Here is a 22,907-nt window from a genome sequence, read left to right as displayed (position 1 = left end):
AATGGTATATAAAACCGTTACAGCCTGACCCTCAGTTATAAATACACTGTGTGATATTGAGCGACATATATCAGCGTCGCATATCGGTTCACTCACCTAAGGCTAAGCATGAAAACACTCGGATTTACCGGCAATGTGCTGAAAAGTTCTGTGGCGGCATTGTTGCTGGCCAGCGGGGCGGTTTCGGCAACCGAATTGCTCAACAGCTCTTATGATGTGTCCCGTGAACTTTTTGCCGCGCTGAATCCGCCATTCCAGAAACAGTGGGCTGATCAAAATAATGGCGATAAACTCGATATTAAACAGTCGCATGCCGGTTCCTCCAAGCAAGCGCTGGCGATTTTGCAGGGCCTGAAAGCAGATGTGGTGACGTATAATCAGGTGACCGATGTGCAGATTTTGCATGACCGCGGCAACCTGATCCCGGCCAACTGGCAAAGCCGTCTGCCTAATAACAGTTCGCCATTCTATTCCACCATGGCCTTCCTGGTACGTAAGGGCAATCCAAAAAACATTCACAGCTGGGACGATTTAGCACGTCCGGGCGTGAGTCTGGTGTTCCCGAATCCAAAAACCTCCGGCAATGGTCGTTATACCTATCTCGGTGCCTGGGGCGCATTCAATCTGGAAGACAATAAAAACCAGACGCAGACCCGCGAAAAGATGGCGAGTTTCCTGAAAAACGTCCAGGTCTTTGATACCGGCGGCCGTGGCGCAACCACCACATTTGTCGAACGTGGACTGGGCGATGTGTTGATCAGCTTTGAATCGGAAGTGAACAACATCCGTAAGCAGTACGGTGATGATAAATATGAAGTGATTGTTCCGAAGGTGGATATTCTGGCGGAGTTCCCGGTCGCCTGGGTGGACAAAAACGTTGAGAAAAATGGCACAGAGAAAGCCGCAAAAGATTATCTGAATTATTTGTGGAGCCCGCAGGCGCAGAAAATCATCACCAGTTTTAACTACCGCGTGTATGACAAAACGGCGATGGCGGCGGCGAAAGAGCAGTTCCCGGAGACCCAACTGTTCAAAGTTGAAGAGCAGTTCGGTGGCTGGCCACAAGTGATGGAAACCCATTTCAGTACCGGCGGTGAGCTGGATAAACTGTTAGAGCAAGGTCACAAGTAATGTTGTTGTCGAGCAAACGCGTATTACCCGGATTCACCCTGAGCCTCGGCAGCAGTTTGTTGTTCGTGTGCCTGGTGCTGTTGCTGCCGCTGAGTGCGCTGGTGATGCAGTTGTCACAAATGACACTGGCGCAATATTGGGATGTGATCACCAACGGTCAGGTGGTGGCGGCCTATAAAGTAACGCTGCTGGCGGCGGGCGTGGCGAGTATTTTTAACTGTTTCTTCGGCATGCTGATGGCGTGGATCCTGACCCGTTATGAATTCCCGGGTAAAAGTCTGATCGATGGTCTGATGGATTTGCCGTTTGCCCTGCCGACGGCAGTCGCCGGTTTAACGCTGGCAGGATTGTTTTCTACCACCGGTTTTTACGGTCAGTGGCTGGCGCATTTTGATATCAAAGTGGCGTACACCTGGCTTGGTATTGCGGTGGCGATGGCATTTACCAGCATCCCGTTTGTGGTGCGTACCGTGCAGCCGGTGCTGGAAGAATTAGGGCCGGAATATGAAGAAGCGGCTGAAACACTGGGCGCTTCGCGCTGGCAGAGTTTTCGTCGCGTGGTGTTGCCGGAAGTGATGCCTTCCTTGCTGGCGGGTACGGCGTTGTCCTTCACCCGCAGCCTGGGCGAATTCGGCGCAGTGATTTTCATCGCCGGTAACATTGCCTGGAAAACCGAAGTGACCTCGCTGATGATTTTTATCCGCTTACAGGAGTTTGATTACCCGGCAGCCAGCGCTATTGCTTCGGTGATCCTCGCCGCATCGCTGCTGTTGCTGTTTGCGATTAACACCTTACAGAGCCGTTATGGCCGTCGTCTGGGAGGCCAGTAATGTCTGATATTCCGGCTTTTGCGGGCGAAAGACGTCAGCGTATTGACTGGGTGAAATGGTCATTGATCGGCACGGGTGTGCTGATTTGTATTCTGCTACTGGTGATCCCGATGATCAGCATTTTTGTGCTGGCGTTTTCCGACGGCATTGCAGCGGTGTGGAAGAACCTGTCGGACTCCGACATGTTGCATTCTATCTGGCTGACCGTGCTGATGGCGCTGATCACCGTGCCGGTGAACCTGATTTTCGGCACGTTGCTGGCCTGGCTGGTCGCGCGCTTTAATTTCCCGGGACGTCAGTTATTACTGACGCTGATCGACATCCCGTTTGCGGTTTCACCAGTGGTTGCCGGTTTACTGTATTTGCTGTTTTACGGCACCAACGGCCCGATTGGCGGCTGGCTGGATGCGCACAATATTCAGTTTATGTTCGCCTGGCCGGGCATGGTGATGGTGACAGTATTCGTCACCTGTCCGTTTGTCATCCGTGAGCTGGTGCCGGTGATGTTGAGTCAGGGCAGTCATGAAGATGAAGCGGCAGTGTTACTGGGGGCGTCCGGCTGGCAGATGTTCCGCCGCGTGACCCTGCCGAATATCCGCTGGGCATTACTGTATGGCGTGGTGCTGACCAACGCCCGCGCGATTGGGGAATTCGGGGCGGTATCGGTGGTGTCCGGTTCTATCCGTGGCGAAACCTACACGCTGCCATTACAAGTCGAATTACTGCATCAGGACTACAACACCGCAGGCGCGTTTACTGCCGCTGCGCTGTTAACCCTGATGGCAATTGTCACGCTGTTTCTGAAAAGCGGCCTGCAATGGCGTCTGAAGCGCCACAACGACCGTCTTGAGCGGGAGGAAAGTCATGAGCATTGAAATTAACGGTATCAACAAATATTTTGGCCGCACTAAGGTGCTCAATGATATCTCGCTCGATATTGCTTCCGGAGAGATGGTGGCGTTGCTCGGGCCTTCCGGCTCAGGTAAAACCACGTTGCTGCGTATTATCGCCGGACTGGAAAATCAAAGCGCCGGACACCTGAGTTTTCACGGTAAAGACGTGACGCGCCTGCATGCCCGTGATCGTCAGGTCGGTTTCGTTTTCCAGCATTATGCGCTGTTCCGCCATATGACGGTGTTCGACAATATCGCGTTTGGCCTGACGGTGCTGCCGCGCCGTGAGCGTCCGAATGCTGAAGCCATCAAACAGAAAGTCACTAAATTGCTGGAGATGGTGCAACTTGGCCATCTGGCAAACCGTTATCCGGCACAGCTTTCCGGTGGTCAGAAACAGCGTGTGGCGCTGGCCCGTGCGCTGGCGGTTGAACCGCAAATTCTGCTGCTGGATGAACCTTTTGGTGCGCTGGACGCACAGGTGCGTAAAGAGCTGCGCCGCTGGCTGCGTCAGTTGCATGAAGAACTGAAATTCACCAGCGTGTTCGTGACTCACGATCAGGAAGAAGCGATGGAAGTCGCTGACCGCGTGGTGGTCATGAGCCAGGGTAATATCGAACAGGTCGGCGCCCCGCAGGAAATCTGGCGTGAACCGGCAACCCGTTTCGTGCTGGAATTCATGGGTGAAGTTAATAAAATTCATGGCGAAATTCGGGGATCTCAGCTGTACGTCGGTGCATATCACTGGCCGCTGGATAACCCGCCACTGCATCAGGGTGTGGTCGATTTATTCCTGCGTCCCTGGGAAATGGAAATTACGCCGCACAGTACGGCACGCTGTCCGTTGCCGGTGAAGGTGCTGGAAGTCAGCCCGCGTGGCCATTTCTGGCAGCTTATCGTGCAGGCCGAGGGCTGGCACGACGAACCGCTTTCGGTGGTGCTTTCCGAAATCCACGGTAATAGCGCACCTCAGCGCGGCGATCGTTTCTATGTCGGCGGACTGAATGGCCGCCTGTATGCTGGCGACCAGCCGTTACAACCCGTTGCGTTAGCGAAGAGTGCCTGATATTTTTTAATCAGCATTTTTCTCAGGGCGGTCATCGGGCCGCCCTTTTTATCGCCTGATACCTGTTTATGTGTTTTTTATCAGTCAATATACCTTTTTAATATAAGGCAAGCCCGTGAGTACGCTCGAACATTACATCGGCAATACCCCTCTGGTGAGATTACAGCGTCTGACGCAGGGGCTGGACAGCGAGATTTGGGTCAAGCTGGAAGGCAATAACCCCGCCGGTTCGGTTAAAGATCGCGCCGCGCTGTTTATGATTGAGCAGGCGGAAAAACGGGGTGAAATTCATCCGGGGGATACGCTGATTGAAGCCACAAGCGGCAATACCGGCATTGCGCTGGCGATGATTGCGGCGCTGAAAGGCTACAGGCTTAAATTGCTGATGCCCGAAAATATGAGCCTTGAGCGTCAGGCATCAATGCGGGCGTATGGTGCTGAACTGTTGCTGGTCAGCCGCGCGCAGGGAATGGAAGGCGCACGTGATCTCGCTCTGGAAATGGAAAAACAGGGACTGGGGAAAGTGCTGGATCAGTTTAACAATCCTGACAATCCGCTCGCACATTTTACGACGACAGGCCCTGAAATCTGGCAACAGACACACGGGCGCATCACCCATTTTGTCTCCAGCATGGGCACTACCGGCACGATAACCGGTGTCAGTCGTTATCTGCGCAGCCAGCATGCTGGCGTGAAAATTGTCGGGCTGCAACCGTCAGAAGGCAGCAGCATTCCAGGTATCCGCCGCTGGCCGGAAGAATATCTGCCGGGCATTTTCAATCCTGAACTGGTCGATGAAGTGATGGATATGGGGCAGGGCGAAGCAGAAGACACCATGCGGGCGCTGGCGCGTAGGGAAGGTATCTTCTGTGGCGTGAGTTCCGGGGGGGCGGTAGCGGGCGCTTTACGCGTCGCCAGAAATCATCCGGGTAGCGTGATTGTGGCGATTATTTGTGATCGTGGTGACCGTTATTTATCCACAGGTGTGTTTAATGTTTGATCCTATATTCATCTGTTGAATGTAAAATTAGAGTAAAAGCGGCTGCTAATGGCTGGCTTAGTGGTAAAAATGACCAAAATTTTAGCCAGGCGGAAATGAAGAATGAAAATTTTATTAGTCGATGACGATCTTGAATTAGGCACCATGCTCAGCGAATACTTGATCGCAGAAGGCTTTGATGCTTCTCTGGTGCTGACCGGTAAAGCGGGTGTGGAAGGTGCGATGTCTGGCGAATATACCGCAATGATCCTCGACATTATGCTGCCGGACATGAGCGGTATTGATGTATTGCGTCAGGTGCGTAAAAACAGCCGTCTGCCGATCATCATGCTGACCGCGAAGGGTGACAACATTGATCGTGTCATCGGTCTGGAAATGGGCGCAGATGATTACATGCCAAAGCCGTGCTACCCGCGCGAACTGGTGGCGCGTTTGCGTGCTGTGCTGCGTCGGGTGGAAGAGCAGCAGGAATCACACTCTGATAATTCCTCGGTCAACTATGGCGATCTGACGCTCAATCCGGCGACCCGCAGCAGTGAATGGCGCGGCGTGCCATTCGATCTGACGGCTTCTGAGTTCAACCTTCTGGAGTTACTGTTACGTTCTCCTGAACGCGTGGTATCGAAAGATGAGTTGTCGGAAAAAGGTCTTGGGCGTCCGCGCGAAGCTTATGACCGCAGTATTGATGTGCATATCAGTAACATCCGTCAGAAACTGGGGTCACTGGAAGGTGGCGATATTCTGACTATTGAAACGGTGCGCAGCATTGGCTATCGAATCCGCTAAACGACTGCGCGGCAGACTGTTCTGGAAAATACTGCTGGGATTCTGGTTTACTTTCGTGGCGATCACTCAGGGCCTGTGGGTGGTTTTTGCTTTCTACAATCCACATGAACCGCCGGAAAGCGGAATTGCCCGCCGGTTTGTGAAACTGCAAATTACCTCGGCTGTTTCCACGCTGCATTACGGCGGTCTGCCTGCTCTTAACGCCATGATGGCCGACTGGCCGCAAGATGACCGACAATTCTTCTCAGTGTCGCCGTCGTTGCTGCCTGCTAAAGGCAATACGATTAAGGATCTGGAACCCGGTAAAATTCCGCATGAAGTCGTGCAGTTTGTGCAGGGACCGGACGGGCAGGGTTACCGGCTGAAATATGATGTTGACGGGCTGATGCATGAATATCGCCCGAGACGTCACAGGGACTGGCTGAATATGCCGCCGCCACTGTTGTGGCTGGGTGGACTGGGCGGTTTACTGTTCAGCGCCGTACTGGCATGGAACCTGACGCGGCCAATGTTGCAAATGCGTAAAGCCTTCGGACGGGTGGCGCAGGGGGATTTATCAGTCCGCTTGTTTACCAGTATGGGTAAGCGGCACGATGAGCTGTCTGAAGTGGCGCGTGATTTTGACTCTATGGCTGAACGCCTGCAGGTGCTGGTCAAAGCGCGCGAAGAGCTGTTGCACGATGTCTCGCATGAACTGCGTTCTCCGCTGGCGCGTTTGCAACTGGCAATCGGTCTGGCGCGGCAGAATCCGTCGAATGTCGAAAGCTCCCTGAGTCGCATAGAACACGAAGCGGGCAGGCTGGATAAAATGATTGGCGAACTGCTGGCGTTGTCACGTACTGAAAGCAGTGAAATCCCTGATGAAGAGTATTTCGATCTCTACGGATTGGTGGAGGCGGTCGTTAATGATGCCCGCTATGAAGCGCAGTTGCCGGAGGTCGAAATCGCGATGTACCCCGAGTCTCCGGATAATATGGATTACACCGTGAAGGGTAATGCTGAGCTGATGCGTCGTGCGGTGGATAATGTGGTGCGTAATGCCCTGCGTTTTTCGGCCCGCGGCCAAACTATCAGTGTTTCACTGGCTCAGGTTGAACAGTATTTGCAAATTGAAGTGGCCGATCAGGGGCCGGGCGTGGAAGAAGATAAGCTGTCGAGTATCTTTGACCCGTTCGTGCGCGTGAAATCGCCGCTGTCAGGCAAAGGCTACGGCCTGGGGCTTGCGATCACCCGCAAAGTGATGTTGGCGCATGAGGGGAAAGTAGATGCCCGTAACGCGCAGCCTCATGGCCTGATCATCAGCCTTCAAGTCCCGCACTGGCAAATGTGAAGCAATAAAAAACGGCGCTGATTAGGCGCCGTTTTTTTTACTTCTCGCTGAGCAAATTACTTCCTGATACGGATGATTGGGGTTTCGCCCACAGTCACGCTACCAGTCAGTTTAATCAGCTCTTTGATCTCGTCCATGTTAGAGATGACAACCGGAGTCAAAGTAGACTTCGCTTTCTCTTCCAGCAGAGCCAGATCAAACTCGATAACCAAATCGCCTTTCTTAACACGTTGACCTTCTTCAGCGATGCGTTTGAAGCCTTCGCCTTTCAGTTCAACGGTGTCGATACCGAAGTGCACGAACAACTCAATGCCACTGTCGGATTCGATTGAGAAAGCATGGTTAGTTTCGAAGATTTTACCGATAGTGCCGTCAACCGGAGCAACCATTTTGTTGCCAGATGGTTTGATAGCAATACCGTCACCAACGATTTTCTCAGCGAAAACAACGTCTGGCACATCTTCAATGTTGACAATTTCACCAGAGATTGGCGCTACGATTTCAATAGTGCCAACGTCTTTTTTATCATCAGAAACCAATGATTTCAGTTTATCGAACAAACCCATGATCTTCTCCTAAGCATTAATTTGGGCAGCTTTACCAGCATCGCGCAATTAGCAGAGTGTTTTTTCTTCAATGAACTTGTTAACCAGGTTCATCAACTCTTGCGCCGTAGGTTGGGCCAGGGCCTGGTCTGCCAGCGCTTTCACATCTTCGAAGTTTGTATTGCGAATAATTTTCTTGATGCGTGGGATAGAGATAGCGCTCATGCTGAACTCATCTAACCCCATGCCCAATAGAAGAAGTGTAGCACGTTCGTCACCGGCTAGCTCGCCGCACATCCCTGTCCATTTACCGGCAGCATGAGATGCGTCAATAACTTGTTTAATTAAACCAAGTACAGACGGAGACATTGGGTTGTACAGATGAGAAATCAGCTCGTTACCGCGATCCACCGCCAAAGTATACTGGGTAAGATCGTTTGTACCAATACTGAAGAAATCGACTTCTTTCGCCAGGTGATGCGCAATCACAGCCGCTGCGGGTGTTTCCACCATCACGCCGACTTCGATAGTCTCATCGAATGCCTGGCCTTTTTCACGAAGCTGCACTTTCAGCATTTCGAGTTCTGCTTTCAGTTCACGCACTTCTTCAACAGAAATGATCATCGGGAACATGATGCGCAGTTTACCGAACGCAGAAGCACGCAGAATACCTTTCAGCTGATCGTGAAGAATTTCTTTGCGATCCAGACAGATACGGATTGCGCGCCAGCCCAGGAACGGGTTTTCTTCTTTCGGCAGGTTCATGTACGGCAGGTCTTTGTCACCGCCGATGTCCATGGTGCGTACGATAACCGCCTGTGACCCCATCGCTTCAGCAACGGCTTTATACGCCTGGAATTGCTCTTCTTCGGTAGGCAGACTGTCACGATCCATGAACAGGAATTCTGTACGATACAGGCCGACACCTTCAGCGCCATTGCGCTCTGCACCGGCGACGTCGCGCACGGTACCGATGTTGGCACAAACTTCAACCTGATGACCATCAAGCGTGATAGCCGGCAAGTCTTTCAGTTTAGTCAGTTCGTCTTTTTCAGTGATGTACTGGTTCTGAACGGCTTTCAGCTCGTCAATAACGTCTGCTGTCGGGTTGACATAGATTTTATTGTTAACAGCATCGAGGATCAGATAGTCATCATTTTTAACTTGTTTGGTCACATCGCTGGTACCCACGATAGCAGGCAGTTCCAGGGAGCGGGCCATGATTGAGGTGTGGGAAGTACGACCACCCAAATCAGTGATAAAGCCCAGAACCTTGTTCAGGTTCAGCTGCGCTGTTTCTGATGGCGTCAGATCGGTCGCAACCAGGATAACTTCGTCCTGGATGGAGCTCAGATCAACGATGGTCATGTTCAGAATGTTGCGCAGCAGGCGTTTACCGATGTCACGCACGTCAGCCGCACGTTCTTTCAGGTATTCGTCATCAAGCTCTTCCAGGGCTTTCGCCTGGCCTTCAATGACAGAGAAAGCTGCAGCGTCAGCAGAAGCGTGCTCGTCTTTGATGAGGGCTATGATTTCCTGTTCAAGCTCTTCGTCTTCCAACAACATGATGTGGCCTTCGAAGATGGCTTCTTTCTCTTCACCGAAGGTCTCACCGGCTTTGGTCTTGATCACTTCCAGTTGAGCAGACGCTTTCGCACGGCCCGTCAGGAAACGTTCAACTTCCTGATCAACGTGATCTGGAGAGATTTTTTTCCGGTTGATGACAATTTCATCTTCTTTCAACAGAAGTGCTTTGCCGAAAGCGATACCGGGAGATACTAAAATGCCTGAAATCATAACCCTACCTTTCTCTTGACTGGTTTAAACTTTATAAGAGCGGCTGTGTATTACTCGAGCTCTGCCATCAGTTTTACCAAGTGTTCAACGGCTTTCTGCTCGTCTTCACCTTCAGCTGAGAGGGTCACAACGGTACCTTGGGTCAGGCCCAGAGTTTGCAGTTTGAAAAGGCTTTTAGCACTGGCGCTTTTACCGTTTGAAGTCACGGTGATGTCAGAAGCGAAACCTTTAGCTTCTTTCACGAACTGTGCAGCAGGGCGAGTGTGCAGACCATTAGGAGCGGTAATAGTAACTTCTTGCTGGAACATTGTTGTTTCCCCAACTTATTAAAGTAATGTTGTGGAGCTAAAGTTTAGCTTATGGCCTTCACTTTAGCCTGTAGAGATTCGCGCCTGACTATGGTTCAGGGGCAGGTTCAGATGCAACAGAAAAGAGAAAATAACGCACTCAGCGATAAAACTCTTTGCCCTGGATCCAGGCTTTTTCTGTTATTCCTCCATTATGCCGTCTTTTCCCCTCGTGTAACAAATCAGTAAATCGATTCAGCGGGGAAGACTCGTGGAAGCGATTAATTTCGAGCATCGAAATAATTGTCCGGTTAAATACTAAACCTGGCGGGTAAAATCAATGACGAAGTGGTGTAAAGTTTGACGCAGGCCACAAAAAAGCACCCCTCGAGGTGCTTTTTTAGCCGCTTTTAAGGATGTGGCATTATTGTTGCAATTCTTTTTCAGTGAATAAATCTGCAAACAATGCGGTACTCAGATAGCGTTCACCGGAAGAAGGCAGAATAACCACAATCGTTTTATCTGCAAACTCCGGTTCTTTGGATAATTTCACCGCAGCTTCAACCGCAGCACCGGAAGAAATCCCGGCCAGAATGCCTTCTTCTTCCATCAGACGGCGTGCCATCTGAATGGATTCGTCGTTGGTGATTAACGTGACACGATCCAGCAATGCCAGATCCAGGTTACCCGGAATAAAGCCTGCGCCGATACCCTGGATTTTATGCGGGCCCGGCTTCACTTCTTCACCGTTGAGCGTCTGGGTGATAACCGGGGAGTCTGTTGGCTCAACGGCCACCAGTTTCACGCTGCTTTTTTTACTTTTCAGATAACGGCCCGTTCCGGTGATAGTCCCGCCGGTACCCACGCCTGCAATCAGCACATCCACTGCGCCATCGGTATCTTCCCAGATTTCCGGGCCGGTGGTTTGCTCGTGGATAGCCGGATTGGCCGGGTTGCTGAACTGCTGAAGAATAAGATAGCGCTGCGGATCACTGGCCTGAATTTCTTCGGCTTTGGCAATCGCACCTTTCATGCCTTTGGCGCCTTCGGTTAACACCAGATTGGCGCCGAGCGCTTTGAGCAGCTTACGGCGTTCAACGCTCATGGTTTCCGGCATAGTCAGTGTCAGCTTGTAACCGCGCGCAGCAGCCACATAGGCCAGTGCGATACCTGTGTTACCGCTGGTAGGTTCAACCAGTTCGATATCTTTGGTCAGAATGCCTTTCTTTTCAGCATCCCAGATCATGTTGGCACCGATACGGCATTTCACGCTGAAGCTCGGGTTACGTGACTCGACCTTAGCCAGAATTCGACCATTACCGATACGGTTCAGGCGAACCAGTGGCGTGTGGCCAATTGTTAATGAATTGTCTTCATAGATCTTGCTCATAACCCGTCCTTTAACTGTATGAAATATTCACGGTGTGAAGCTTTCAACACTATGAAATTAGTGGGAATCAGGAAAGCATACGCGAACCGCTTTCCCAGTGAAGTAAGGTTTTGGTATTTGCTATATCGATACGTTATTAAGAAATAAGTTTGAGGGAGAAAAGTCAAGCATAGCAGGCAGCCGCCTGCAGGCGGCTGTGAATAAAAAGCGTTATTTGCGGCTGGAATTCACGTCGATACTATTGTTATAAACATCGCTTTTAACGTAAATATTGCGATAACGATCACACCACATGGCCGTCGCGCCGCACACGGCAACCGGCAGGATCACCAGATTCAGCAACGGGATCATCGTAAACAGGCTGACCAGCGAACCAAACTGCATGTTGTCGATTTTGTTGCTGCCGAGTGAACGGCGCATATCGGCAAAGCTGACTTTGTGGTTATCGAACGGATAATCGCAATATTGAATGACGACCATCCACGCGCTGAAGAAGAACCACAGCACCGGGGCCACGGTCTGGCCGATCACCGGAATAAAGTACAGCGCGAACAGCAGCAGGGCGCGCGGCAGGTAATACGCCAGTTTCTGCCATTCACGTTTCATGATACGCGGTAAATCTTTCATGATGTCCCAGATGCCGGTATCAGGCAGCGTTTTCCCTGTCAGGCGCGCTTCGAGTTGTTCGGCGAGCAACCCGCTGAAGGGGGCGGCTATCCAGTTGGCGAGGGTGCTGAAGAGATAGCTGAACACCAGCACGACAGAAAGCACTGCGACCGGCCAGATCAGATAATCCAGCCAGCTGAGCCACGACGGCACCTTGCTCATCATCGCCGGGATCCATTCACCCAGTTTGGTGAACAGCCACCAGAATGCGCCGCCCATCAACAGCACGTTGACGGCGAGGGGTAAAATCACAAAACGTCGTATCCCCGGCAAGGAAATGAGCGTCCAGCCTTGTTTGAAATAATGCACACCATTTTGTTGTCTGGTGCTGTGCGAGGAGGTCATAAACGAAATTTTCTCTCTGAGTTGAATGACATGGGCTATCATATCGGTATGATTTTCCACTGGCTAGCGGTGGATTGGCTGAAAAAACAGCAAAAAAAGGTGCAACTGCCCTATTTATTAGCAGAAAGTAGAGTCGAGACTTGCACTTATCTACGTGGGCAAATAGAGTTAATCATGTGAATGTTTGCCGTGGTGGCAATGTATTAGAACAACAGAGATAGCAATGATGCAGGATTTGCGTCTGATATTAATCGTTGTTGGCGCGATCGCCATAATAGCGTTGTTGTTACACGGTTTGTGGACCAGCCGTAAAGAACGCTCTTCGCTTTTCCGCGATCGTCCAGCTAAACGTGTGAAAAAAGAACGGGAACAATCTCCGTCCGAAGATTTTGTCGATGGAGTGGGGGAAGTGCGCGTGCGTCCTGCTTATCCTCAGGATGAACCGACTTTAGGTCAGTATGGCGAGCCCGAACAGACTGCACCGCCACGTCAGCCGCAGGTTTCCCCTGCGCAGCCAGCGCCAGCATCTGTTGCTCGTCCTCAGCAACCGGCTCAGCCGCAGCAACATGGTGTGCAGGATGATCCCTTGCTGAGTGGTTATTCAGCTGCTGAACCCGTCACTGCACCGCGTCGCGAACCTGCCGCAGATTTTGCGCATCAGGAATACACGCCTGAAGCTAAACCGCACACACCGGTTCCGCCGCAGGAAATTCATGCTGATGCCGCGCCTGCTGCGAAAGCAGAACCTCAGGCTGCACCTTTTGCTCCTGCAGAAGAAGCACCGGCTGAGAAAGCGAAACTGAAAGAGACGGTTCTGGTATTGCATGTTGCCGCGCATCAGGGCGGTGTCATCGGTGGTGAAGTGTTGCTCAACAGCGTGCTTCAGGCCGGTTTCCAGTTTGGTGCCATGAATATTTTCCATCGTCACGTCAGCCCTGCGGGCAGCGGTCCGGTGTTGTTCAGTCTGGCAAATATGGTCAAACCGGGTTCCTTCGACCCTGACAATATGTCTGACTTCTCCACCCCAGGCGTTACGTTGTTTATGATGGTACCTTGCTACGGTGATGCGCATCAGAACTTCAAACTGTTGCTGCAGTCCGCCCAGCGTATTGCCGATGATGTCGGTGCGATGGTGCTTGACGATGAGCGTCGTATGATTACGCCGCAGAAGCTCGAAACGTACAAAGCGCGGATCCGCGAGGTCCTCGAGGCGATCGCCTGAGTCCGGCGTTCGTGAAACACCCACTTCCCTGACCCCCGCTTGCCGGGGGTTTTTTATCTCCACGGTGAGTCATGGCCACTATCGAAGAACAAATCAATCAATTACGCACTCAGTTGCGCCATCACGAATACCAGTATCATGTTCTGGATGCACCGGAAGTGCCGGATGCGGAGTATGACCGCTTAATGCGCGAGTTGCGTGAGCTGGAAGCTGCGCACCCTGAACTGATTACTGCGGATTCTCCGACGCAACGCGTGGGCGCAGCACCGCTTTCTGCCTTTGAACAGGTTAAACATCAGGTACCGATGTTGTCGCTCGACAACGTATTTGATGAAGAAAGCTATCTGGCATTTTATAAGCGCGTGCAGGATCGCCTGAAAACGGCTGAGCCTCTGACATTCTGCTGCGAGCTGAAACTTGATGGTCTGGCGGTAAGCCTGCTGTATGAGAATGGCGAACTGGTGCAGGCGGCCACGCGTGGCGATGGCACCACCGGCGAGAACATCACCGCCAACGTACGGACCATCCGCGCCATTCCCCTGCGTCTGCATGGCGACAACATTCCTGCGCGCCTTGAAGTGCGTGGTGAAGTCTTTATGCCACAGCCGGGCTTTGAGGCGATGAATGACGAAGCGCGCCGCACCGGCGGGAAAGTGTTTGCCAACCCACGTAATGCGGCAGCCGGTTCATTACGTCAGCTCGATCCGCGTATCACCGCCAAACGTCCGTTGACCTTCTTCTGCTACGGCGTTGGCCTGCTGGAAGGGGGGGAACTGCCGCGCAGCCACTTTGCCCGCCTGCAACAGTTTAAAGCCTGGGGTTTACCGGTCAGTGATCGCGTCCGCCTGTGTACCGGCAGCGAAGAAGTGCTGGCGTTTTACCGTCAGGTTGAAGCCGACCGTCCGTCACTGGGCTTTGATATTGACGGCGTGGTAGTGAAAATTGACTCGCTGGATATTCAGGAAACGCTGGGCTTTGTGGCACGTGCGCCGCGCTGGGCAACAGCCTTCAAATTCCCGGCGCAGGAACAAATCACGCTGGTGAAAGACGTCGAGTTCCAGGTCGGGCGTACTGGTGCGATCACGCCGGTCGCACGTCTGGAGCCGGTTCTGGTTGCGGGCGTGATGGTCAGCAATGCCACGCTGCATAACGCAGATGAAATCGAGCGTCTTGGCTTGCGTATCGGCGATACCGTGATTGTCCGTCGTGCCGGAGATGTTATCCCGCAGGTGGTGGGCGTGGTGCTGGATGAGCGTCCTGAAGATGCCCGCGAAGTGGTTTTCCCGACGCAGTGCCCGGTCTGTCACTCGGATGTCGAACGTGTCGAAGGCGAAGCGGTAGCGCGTTGTACGGCGGGTCTGATTTGTGGTGCACAGCGCAAAGAGGCGCTGAAGCATTTCGTCTCCCGTCGTGCGCTGGACGTTGACGGCATGGGCGACAAAATCATCGATCAACTGGTCGAGAAAGAATATGTCAAAACGCCGGCAGATCTGTTCCGTCTGACGGCGGGCAAACTTACCGGTCTGGACCGCATGGGGCCGAAATCGGCGCAGAACGTGGTCAGTGCGCTGGAAAAAGCCAAAGAAACCACGCTGGCGAGATTCCTGTATGCGCTGGGTATTCGTGAAGTGGGCGAAGCCACGGCGGCTAACCTTGCCGCGCATTACGGCTCGGTTGAGGCACTTAAAGCGGCAGATATTGAATCGCTGAAAGGCGTTCAGGATGTGGGTGATGTAGTGGCGAAACACGTGGTGAATTTCCTGTCGGAAGAACATAACCAGCAGGTCATCGACGAGTTGTTAAGCCCTGAAATCAATATTCACTGGCCGGAAGTGCAGGTCATTGTACCGGAAGAAATCGACAGTCCGTTTGCCGGCAAAACTGTGGTACTGACCGGTTCGCTGTCGATTCTTTCCCGCGATGACGCCAAAGATCGTCTGACTGCGCTGGGCGCGAAAGTCTCCGGCAGCGTGTCGAAGAAAACCGATCTGGTGATTGCCGGTGAAGCGGCGGGTTCCAAGCTGGCGAAAGCGCAGGAACTGGGCATTGAGGTGATCGACGAGGCGGAAATGATCCGTCTGCTGGGTGAATAAATCATGGAAAAAGAAGATCTGATCCAGATAGCCAATACGGTGATGCCGTTCGGTAAATATACCGGACGGGTGCTGATCGACTTGCCGGAAGAATATTTGCTGTGGTTCGCCCGTAAGGACGAATTTCCGCAAGGAAAACTGGGTGAACTGATGCAGCTGACGCTGACGATTAAAAGCGAAGGGCTGCAAAGCCTGATCAATCCGCTGCGCCGCAATGGTCCGGGACTGGACGGCACTGACGAGTAAACGCTGTTGAGAGCGGGTCAACTCATAAAACAAAGGCGCTGAATTCAGCGCCTTTTTTCTGCCTGCTATTTAGCCAGCTTATTCAGTAACAGGCGCGTGTTTCAGCGCCGCTTCCTGTTGTTTTTTCTGATAACGTTTTGCCAGCACCGCGCAGGTCATCAACTGTACCTGATGGAAAATCATCAGCGGCAGCACCATCATGCCAATCGCGCTGACCGGGAACAGAATGTTCGCCATCGGAATACCGTTCGCCAGGCTTTTCTTCGAGCCGCAGAACACGATGGTAATTTCATCGGGTTTGCTAAAGCCCATCCAGCGCGCCATATAGGTATTGATCACCAGGATAAAGGCCAGCAGTACCAGACTGAACACCACGATAAACAGCAGTGAACCGATGCCGACCTGATGCCAGATCCCCTGCGTCACGGCTTCGCTGAAAGCGGAATACACCACCAGCAAAATCGATGTCTGGTCGGTTTTGCCGATCATTTTACGGTGACGTTCGACAAAGCCGCCAATCAGCGGACGGAGTAAATGCCCGGCGACAAACGGCACCAGCAGTTGCAGAACAATATGCCAGACCTGTTCTAAACCATTCCCCGTTTCCCCTTGCACATGCATCAGCAGGCTGACCAGCAACGGCGAAACAAAAATCCCCAGCAGGCTTGATGCGGAGGCGCTGCACACCGCTGCCGCTACGTTCCCGCCTGCCAGTGAGGTAAATGCAATCGCCGACTGCACCGTCGCAGGCAAAATACACAGATAGACAAAGCCGCTGTAAATTTGCGGACTGACGTCTACCGGATGCCACCACTGGAAAAGCAGCCCGAGGATCGGGAATAAAATGAAGGTACTGAACATCACCCACAAATGCAGACGCCAGTTATTGCTGCCCTGAAAAATAGCTTCGCGCGAGAGTTTTGCGCCATGCATGAAAAACAGCAGGCCGATGGCGAAAATGGTCAGATTATTGAAGAAAGCCACAAATATGCCGCTGGCCGGGAAGAACGTCGCCAGCAAAACCGTAGCGATGAGTGTCAGGGTAAAGCGATCGGGTAGGAAGCGCATAACAAGTCTCGGATTTGTTGTTTCTGAATGCGGCTATTCTGAGTCTTTGCGATACAATTAAAAAATTGATTTATTTAATCCATTAATGCAGAAAATTCATGAATTATTCGCTCAGGCAACTTCGCGTATTTGTGACCGTTTCACGCTACGGCAGCTTCAGCCGGGCTGGTGAGTCCATTGGTTTAAGCCAGTCGGCTGTCAGCCACAGTATGAAAGAGCTGGAAGCCGAAATGGGCGTACGGTTGCTGGACCGCACAACGCGCGAAGTCGTGCTCACTGATGCCGGTCTGCGTCTGGCGAATCGTGTCGAGCCGTTGCTCGACGAACTCCACGCCATGCTGCTCGACACCCGCAGCTTCGGCACGCAGCATAATGGTCGGGTGCGTATTGCCTCTAGCCAGACGATTTCGGCGCAACTGATGCCGCAATGTATCTCCAGCGGCGAGCGGCAGTATCCGGACATTCGTATTTTGTTGCGCGATCAGGCGCAGCAACTGGTGCTTAACAGCGTCAGAAATGCGGAAGTGGATTTCGGCATTGTGATTGATCCGGGTGAAAACACCGATCTGGACTGCGAGCCGATTCTGCATGAGCCGTTTTTGCTGATGTGCCGTGAGGATCATCCGCTGGCGGCGCTGCCGGAGGTTGAATGGCAGGCACTGAACGGCCAAAAACTGGTGCTGCAGGATTACGCATCAGGAAGCCGGATCCTGATCGACGGCGCACTGAAAGCGCAGAAAGTGAAAGCGGAGATTGCTCAGGAAATCGGCCATCCAGCCACGTTATTCCCGATGGTGGAAGCCGGAATTGGTATCAGTGTTATCCCGGCGCTGGCGTTGCCCATGCCGGAAGGGAGCCGTCTGGTGGTCAGAAGCCTGGTGCCGGAAATCAACCGGGTGCTGATGCTGGTCAGACGTAAAAACCGGTCGTTATCACCCGCTGCACAGGCCATCTGGCAGGTGGTGAAAGAGCAGGCGAATTTATTACGGGAAAAACGCAGCCAGCAGGGAATGTACAACCACTGATACCTTGCCGGCTGTTTCAGGCTTTGACCGGGTTATACGTAGATATCGACTGCGTTGGTTTCTGAAGGCTTATTCACGCCTTCGTCTTTCTTCATTTCAGCGTCAGCTTGTTGTTGCTGCTGTTGCTGAAGCGCTTTCTGAGCCTGTTGTTGTTGAATCTGCGCGATCTGCTGTTGCAGCATTTCGATTTGCTGCTGCAGGAGTTCTTGCTGTTGCTTAACTTCGTCAGTATCGCCGCCTGAATTGCCCACGTTTTTGAGCTGCTCAGTCAGTTTGGTAATCTGCTTAGTCAGCTTTGCAATCTGGCTGGCACTGCCTGAGTCGCTGGTGGACGCAGAGCTTACCGAACTGCTGGTCGCGCTGATAGTCGTCATAAAAAGCCTCATTGAGTAAGAATAAAATTTTGCACGTAAAAGTGCTTAAGCTATATCGGCAAAAATCAGCGAGGCTTTACAGGCTTTGCATATTCCTTACGGTATTTATGGTTTTCATTCGGTTAACGCTTTCACTCTGAGCTTCGGCCACCGGGTCAGCCAGCTTTTGCTGCTGATCCGCTCGGCAAAAACTGCGGGGATCGCATGCCGCGGGTTTGGCGTAATACTGAAAGCAAACAACGCATCCAGTCCCAGCGGCGCATTCAGCTCAATTTGCCCGTCAGCATTCATTCTTGCGCCGATAGCGGTTTCCATTTCCACCCAGTAGCTCATCGCCTCGGCGCTGGAGGAATAGGGCGCATGGCCGTGGCGCTCATGCATGCGGGCCTGATTTTTCACAGACCAGGGAAGGTCGGGCGATTGCGCTTTCAGGCGATGTTCATAGCGCTCGTCAGCTTCCGGCGAGCAATCCAGCGGATTGAAATACACCACGTCGATATCATTGAGCGCAGTGGCCTGCGCATATCCGTGTAGCCGGTCCCAGACCAGATTGCGGACAAAGCCCGCCGCCAGCCAGGCATCGTTAAGATTTTGCGTGCGTGCCTGCGTCAGTGCCTGCAAATGAAGCGGTTCCTCTCTGAGCCAGGTGATGATTTGCTGTTCCATTGTTGCCACGTGATGTTCTCCTTTTATCCGACGTCAGCGTTCTGAGAAGCCAAAGTGTAGCGCCCTTTTGTGACGCTTATCCAACGCACCATTTCGGATATGCAGCTTACGGCGGCGCGCTAAAATGTAGCAAGCCTCCCCTGAATACGGCTACAGGCCGCGCCTGCTGAGGGTTTCTTAAGTGGTACAGCCTTTGCAACATCCATCCTTTGCAACACAAATAAGAGCAAGGCTGTCGCAGTTCTTTTCCAACGAAAATTGAATTATCACCGGGCAGGGGATCATTTATGCAAACCACGAAAGTCACACCTGTTTTAAAACGTACACTGGGGAGTTTTAAACTTTGGGGCATTGCCGTCGGGCTGGTTATCTCCGGCGAATATTTTGGCTGGAGTTACGGCTGGGCGCAGGCAGGCACACTGGGCTTTCTTATCACTGCTCTGGTGATAGCGGCTATGTATTGCGCCTTTATTTTCAGCTTTACCGAACTCACTACGTCGATTCCGCACGCGGGCGGTCCTTTTGCTTACGCTTACCGTGCGTTCGGGCCAACGGGCGGATTTGTCGCGGGTTTCGCAACGCTGGTGGAATTTGTTTTTGCGCCGCCCGCTATCGCGATGGCGATCGGGGCGTATCTCAATGTGCAGTTCCCGTCGATTGAGCCGAAATGGGTGGCTGTTGGCGCGTATCTGGTATTTATGGCGCTCAATATTCTCGGCGTCAGTATTGCCGCCACCTTTGAACTGCTGGTCACGTTGCTGGCAATTTTTGAATTGCTGGTCTTTATGGGCGTGGTGGCACCGGGCTTTGAAATGTCGAACTTTGTTCACGGTGGATGGGCGGGCAGCGACACTTTCAGTCCCGCAGCCTTTTCCGGTATTTTTGCGGCCATTCCTTTTGCCATCTGGTTTTTCCTGGCGATAGAAGGTGCCTCAATGGCCGCTGAAGAGGCGAAAGATCCGCAGCGTACCATTCCGAAAGCTTTTATCGGCGGCATTCTGACTCTGACCGTTCTGGCGCTCGGCGTGATGTTGTTTGCCGGTGGTGTGGGCGACTGGACCAAGCTGTCGAATATCAACGACCCGTTACCGCAGGCCATGAAACTGATTGTCGGCAGCAACAGTGGCTGGCTGCACATGCTGGTCTGGCTGGGGCTTTTTGGCCTGATTGCCTCTTTCCACGGCATTATCATGGGGTATTCCCGTCAGATCTTCGCGCTGGCCCGGGCAGGTTATTTGCCTAAACGACTGGCCAGCGTCAACGCCCGTTTCCAGACACCGCATCTTGGTATTATCGCGGGGGGCGTTGTTGGCATCGCGGCTATTTTCTCGGATTCACTGATCGTGATTGGCGGCCAGCCACTGACGGCCAATATCGTGACAATGTCGGTCTTTGGCGCCATTGTGATGTACATCATTTCGATGGCTGCATTGTTTAAACTCCGCCGCAGCGAACCGAATTTAATCCGTCCGTTCCGTGCGCCGCTCTATCCTTTTGCACCTGCTCTGGCGCTGGTGCTGGCAGTCGTCTGTCTGATCGCTATGATTTACTACAACACCTTACTGTTTTTGATCTTCGCCGCCATGATGTTGCTGGCGTATGCCTGGTTCCGTATCACCCATCAGTCGCGGACTGATGCTGCGGAAGATCCGCAATTACGTGGCCTGCGCCCGGTTCCCGCTAAAAGCAGCAAATAATCCGGCGCGCTAAGGAGTGTTATGTTTCAGACGACATTAAGTCACCGAAGTTATCAGTTTAAGGATTTACGCGAACTGATGGCAAAGGCGTCGCCCGCACGGTCGGGCGACTATCTGGCTGAAGTGGCTGCCGCCAGCGCTGAAGAGCGCATGGCGGCAAAAATGGCACTGGCTGATGTGCCGCTCAAAACCTTCCTGCAACAATTGCTGGTGCCGTATGAGGACGATGAGGTCACGCGGTTGATTGTCGATACTCATGATGTCGCGGCGTTTGCCGCGATTTCGCATCTCACCGTCGGGGATTTCCGCGACTGGTTGTTGAGTGAAAAAACCGACAGCGTTGTGCTGGCAGCCGTCGCCCGCGGGATCACGCCCGAAATGGCGGCTGCCGTCAGCAAACTGATGCGCAATCAGGATCTGATCCTGGTGGCTAAAAAATGCCGGGTGATTACTCAATTCCGCAATACTATCGGGCTGCCGGGGCACATGAGCGTGCGCCTGCAGCCGAACCATCCGACCGATAATTTACAGGGCATTGCTGCCAGTATGCTCGACGGTTTGTTATATGGCTCCGGCGACGCGGTGATTGGCATTAATCCTGCCAGCGACAGCTTACCGCTGCTGGAAAACCTCAATTACATGCTTGATGACATCATTACGCGCTTTGAAATTCCCACGCAGTCCTGTGTGCTGACGCATGTCACTAACACCATCAAACTGGTGGAGCGCGGCGCACCGGTTGATCTGGTGTTTCAGTCGATAGCGGGAACTGAAGCGGCGAACAGCGGGTTTGGTATCAATCTGGCGCTGCTGGCGGAAGCGCAACAGGCGGCGCTCAGTCTTAAGCGTGGCACGCTCGGCGACAACGTGATGTATTTCGAAACCGGGCAGGGCAGTTGTTTATCTGCCAATGCGCATTTTGGGGTCGATCAGCAAACCTGTGAGGCGCGTGCGTACGCCATCGCCCGCCATTTTTCACCGCTGCTGATTAACACCGTGGTGGGGTTTATCGGCCCGGAGTATTTGTATGACGGTAAACAAATTATCCGTGCGGGTCTGGAAGACCATTTCTGCGGCAAACTGCTGGGCGTGCCGCTGGGCTGCGATGTCTGTTACACCAATCATGCAGAAGCCGATCAGGATGATATGGACACTTTGCTGACGCTGCTCGGCACTGCCGGGCTGACGTTCCTGATTGGCGTACCGGGCGCGGATGACATCATGCTCAATTATCAGAGCACTTCTTTCCATGACGCGTTATACATCCGTGAATTACTCGGGCTGAAACATGCGCCGGAATTTGCCGTATGGCTGGAGAAAATGAAAATTATCGATCCGCAGGGCGTCTTGCAGGATACCCGTGCATCCCATCCGTTACTGCGTCAGTTGCCGCAACTGAGCTGAGGTCTGTGCTGATGAATAAAGAAAAAGAGCAGGGATTATCGCCGCTGGTGCATAGCAACCCGTGGGAAACTCTGCGTCAGTTTACGGCTGCACGTATCGCGCTGGGACGTACCGGTTCGAGTCTGCCCACCGATGAGCTGCTGCGATTTGGTTTAGCCCATGCGCAGGCGCGTGATGCCGTGCATCAGCCTTTTGACAGCCAGAAGCTCGAACCCGAACTTTATGCGCTGGGGCTGGAAACGCTGACCGTTGCCAGCGCTGCACCGGACAGGGCGACCTATCTGTGTCGTCCTGATCTTGGCCGCAAGCTGTCAGAAAGCAGCCGTCAGGCCTTGCAGCGTATGGCGCCGGAGCCTGCCGACGTTGTGCTGGTCATCGCTGACGGTTTGTCATCGAAAGCCGTGCACCGGCAGGCCGTACCGCTGATTGCGGCGTTATTGCCCTATCTGCGCACGCTGGAGCTGAAAATCGGGCCTGTGGTGCTGGCGCATCAGTCGCGGGTGGCACTGGGCGATGATATTGCGCAGGTGATGAAAGCGAAGGCGGTAGCGATTTTGATCGGAGAACGTCCGGGATTGTCATCTCCCGACAGTTTAGGCATTTACATGACCTGGGGGCCACATACCAAAAGGCTGGAGTCGGAACGAAATTGTATTTCCAATGTGCGGCCGGAAGGGCTGAATTATCCGCAGGCGGCTTTTAAACTCGCCTGGCTGCTCGAACAATCTTTCCATCGCCAGTTGTCGGGCGTCAATCTGAAAGATGAAAGCGATAATCCGGCGCTACACAATAAGGTCGTGCCGATGTTTAAACTGGAGTAGGAGAAGGGAAAAAATTACCGGAGTACAGAAACGAAAAAAGCGCCTATAGGCGCTTTTCTCTGAATTGGTGGGCCGTGCTGGATTCGAACCAGCGACCAATTGATTAAAAGTCAACTGCTCTACCAACTGAGCTAACGGCCCGCAGAAGTGGTGGGCGATGACGGGCTCGAACCGCCGACCCCCTCCGTGTAAAGGAGATGCTCTACCAACTGAGCTAATCGCCCA

Annotated in this window: 22 protein-coding genes and 2 tRNA genes; 14 read left to right on the top strand and 10 right to left on the bottom strand. The window is 52.9% G+C overall.

Annotation, left to right across the window (positions count from 1 at the left end):
* The first annotated feature begins 108 nt into the window (after nt 1-108).
* The 7 genes from EX31_RS20225 (at nt 109) to EX31_RS20195 (ending at nt 7,036) form a co-directional block, all read left to right on the top strand.
* A complete protein-coding gene (locus EX31_RS20225; protein ID WP_037036354.1) occupies nt 109-1,131 on the top strand; it encodes a sulfate ABC transporter substrate-binding protein in 1,023 nt (340 codons plus the stop codon).
* A complete protein-coding gene (gene cysT, locus EX31_RS20220; RefSeq protein ID WP_013574425.1) occupies nt 1,131-1,961 on the top strand; it encodes a sulfate/thiosulfate ABC transporter permease CysT in 831 nt (276 codons plus the stop codon). The genes EX31_RS20225 and cysT overlap by 1 nt, the downstream gene beginning before the upstream one ends.
* On the top strand, nt 1,961-2,836 hold the full coding sequence (gene cysW / locus EX31_RS20215; protein WP_013574426.1) for a sulfate/thiosulfate ABC transporter permease CysW: 876 nt from the start codon (nt 1,961-1,963) through the stop codon (nt 2,834-2,836). Before cysT ends, cysW begins: the two co-directional genes overlap by 1 nt.
* Complete coding sequence (gene cysA / locus EX31_RS20210) at nt 2,826-3,920, top strand: sulfate/thiosulfate ABC transporter ATP-binding protein CysA (protein ID WP_013574427.1); 1,095 nt, start codon at nt 2,826-2,828, stop codon at nt 3,918-3,920. The genes cysW and cysA overlap by 11 nt, the downstream gene beginning before the upstream one ends.
* Nucleotides 3,921-4,035: 115 nt before the next feature.
* Entirely contained in the window at nt 4,036-4,920 is an 885-nt protein-coding gene (cysM, locus tag EX31_RS20205; RefSeq protein WP_013574428.1) for a cysteine synthase CysM, read from the top strand.
* A gap of 102 nt (nt 4,921-5,022) precedes the next feature.
* Entirely contained in the window at nt 5,023-5,706 is a 684-nt protein-coding gene (locus tag EX31_RS20200; RefSeq protein WP_013574429.1) for a response regulator transcription factor, read from the top strand.
* A complete protein-coding gene (locus EX31_RS20195) occupies nt 5,687-7,036 on the top strand; it encodes a HAMP domain-containing sensor histidine kinase (protein WP_037036350.1) in 1,350 nt (449 codons plus the stop codon). The genes EX31_RS20200 and EX31_RS20195 overlap by 20 nt, the downstream gene beginning before the upstream one ends.
* Nucleotides 7,037-7,092: 56 nt before the next feature.
* Here EX31_RS20195 and crr read toward each other — a convergent pair whose 3' ends face one another.
* From crr to cysZ, 5 genes are all read right to left on the bottom strand, one after another.
* Entirely contained in the window at nt 7,093-7,602 is a 510-nt protein-coding gene (gene crr / locus EX31_RS20190) for a PTS glucose transporter subunit IIA (protein WP_013574431.1), read from the bottom strand.
* 48 nt (nt 7,603-7,650) lie between these two features.
* Nucleotides 7,651-9,378, bottom strand: coding sequence for a phosphoenolpyruvate-protein phosphotransferase PtsI (gene ptsI / locus EX31_RS20185; protein WP_013574432.1), 1,728 nt, complete (start codon nt 9,376-9,378; stop codon nt 7,651-7,653).
* A 50-nt stretch (nt 9,379-9,428) separates the two neighbouring features.
* Nucleotides 9,429-9,686: a phosphocarrier protein Hpr gene (ptsH, locus tag EX31_RS20180; RefSeq protein WP_013574433.1), complete on the bottom strand. Its 258-nt coding sequence runs from the start codon at nt 9,684-9,686 to the stop codon at nt 9,429-9,431.
* A gap of 403 nt (nt 9,687-10,089) precedes the next feature.
* The gene (gene cysK, locus EX31_RS20175; protein ID WP_013574434.1) at nt 10,090-11,055 is read right to left on the bottom strand and encodes a cysteine synthase A; all 966 of its coding nucleotides are present in this window, start codon (nt 11,053-11,055) and stop codon (nt 10,090-10,092) included.
* Between the two features lie 210 nt (nt 11,056-11,265).
* Nucleotides 11,266-12,066 carry a sulfate transporter CysZ gene (gene cysZ / locus EX31_RS20170; RefSeq protein ID WP_013574435.1) on the bottom strand — a complete coding sequence of 267 codons (801 nt, stop codon included), beginning with the start codon at nt 12,064-12,066 and terminating at the stop codon, nt 11,266-11,268.
* 223 nt (nt 12,067-12,289) lie between these two features.
* Here cysZ and zipA point away from each other — a divergent pair, with 223 nt between their 5' ends.
* The 3 genes from zipA (at nt 12,290) to EX31_RS20155 (ending at nt 15,627) form a co-directional block, all read left to right on the top strand.
* Nucleotides 12,290-13,288 (top strand): cell division protein ZipA, encoded by a 999-nt coding sequence (zipA, locus tag EX31_RS20165; protein ID WP_037036348.1) that lies wholly within the window; start codon nt 12,290-12,292, stop codon nt 13,286-13,288.
* A gap of 71 nt (nt 13,289-13,359) precedes the next feature.
* Nucleotides 13,360-15,381 (top strand): NAD-dependent DNA ligase LigA, encoded by a 2,022-nt coding sequence (ligA, locus tag EX31_RS20160; RefSeq protein WP_037036345.1) that lies wholly within the window; start codon nt 13,360-13,362, stop codon nt 15,379-15,381.
* A 3-nt stretch (nt 15,382-15,384) separates the two neighbouring features.
* Nucleotides 15,385-15,627, top strand: coding sequence for a DUF3820 family protein (locus tag EX31_RS20155; RefSeq protein WP_037036343.1), 243 nt, complete (start codon nt 15,385-15,387; stop codon nt 15,625-15,627).
* 78 nt (nt 15,628-15,705) lie between these two features.
* Here the strand turns inward: EX31_RS20155 and EX31_RS20150 are convergent, their stop codons facing one another.
* On the bottom strand, nt 15,706-16,695 hold the full coding sequence (locus tag EX31_RS20150) for a bile acid:sodium symporter family protein (RefSeq protein ID WP_013574440.1): 990 nt from the start codon (nt 16,693-16,695) through the stop codon (nt 15,706-15,708).
* 98 nt (nt 16,696-16,793) lie between these two features.
* Between EX31_RS20150 and EX31_RS20145 the strand changes: the two genes are divergently transcribed.
* A complete protein-coding gene (locus tag EX31_RS20145) occupies nt 16,794-17,720 on the top strand; it encodes a LysR family transcriptional regulator (protein WP_013574441.1) in 927 nt (308 codons plus the stop codon).
* 32 nt (nt 17,721-17,752) lie between these two features.
* Here EX31_RS20145 and EX31_RS20140 read toward each other — a convergent pair whose 3' ends face one another.
* Both EX31_RS20140 and EX31_RS20135 read right to left on the bottom strand, forming a co-directional pair.
* Entirely contained in the window at nt 17,753-18,094 is a 342-nt protein-coding gene (locus tag EX31_RS20140; protein WP_013574442.1) for a FlxA-like family protein, read from the bottom strand.
* Between the two features lie 114 nt (nt 18,095-18,208).
* Entirely contained in the window at nt 18,209-18,760 is a 552-nt protein-coding gene (locus EX31_RS20135; protein WP_037036341.1) for a nucleotidyltransferase family protein, read from the bottom strand.
* Between the two features lie 287 nt (nt 18,761-19,047).
* Between EX31_RS20135 and eat the strand changes: the two genes are divergently transcribed.
* From eat to eutC, 3 genes are read left to right on the top strand one after another with little or no spacing between them, the layout of a single operon-like run.
* Complete coding sequence (gene eat, locus EX31_RS20130; RefSeq protein WP_015689496.1) at nt 19,048-20,457, top strand: ethanolamine permease; 1,410 nt, start codon at nt 19,048-19,050, stop codon at nt 20,455-20,457.
* Nucleotides 20,458-20,478: 21 nt separating this feature from the next.
* Nucleotides 20,479-21,861 (top strand): ethanolamine ammonia-lyase subunit EutB, encoded by a 1,383-nt coding sequence (locus EX31_RS20125; RefSeq protein ID WP_037036339.1) that lies wholly within the window; start codon nt 20,479-20,481, stop codon nt 21,859-21,861.
* Between the two features lie 11 nt (nt 21,862-21,872).
* Nucleotides 21,873-22,682, top strand: coding sequence for an ethanolamine ammonia-lyase subunit EutC (gene eutC, locus EX31_RS20120; RefSeq protein WP_037036336.1), 810 nt, complete (start codon nt 21,873-21,875; stop codon nt 22,680-22,682).
* A gap of 65 nt (nt 22,683-22,747) precedes the next feature.
* Here eutC and EX31_RS20115 read toward each other — a convergent pair.
* Together EX31_RS20115 and EX31_RS20110 are read right to left on the bottom strand one after the other, a co-directional pair.
* A tRNA-Lys gene (locus EX31_RS20115) sits at nt 22,748-22,823 on the bottom strand.
* A gap of 7 nt (nt 22,824-22,830) precedes the next feature.
* Nucleotides 22,831-22,906: transfer RNA gene (locus EX31_RS20110), tRNA-Val, on the bottom strand.
* Nucleotide 22,907 lies beyond the last annotated feature (1 nt).

It is taken from the genome of Rahnella sp. WP5, from assembly GCF_000745615.1.
GTDB classification, from domain to species: domain Bacteria; phylum Pseudomonadota; class Gammaproteobacteria; order Enterobacterales; family Enterobacteriaceae; genus Rahnella; species Rahnella aceris.
This window is presented reverse-complemented; position numbering and strand designations above follow the sequence as displayed.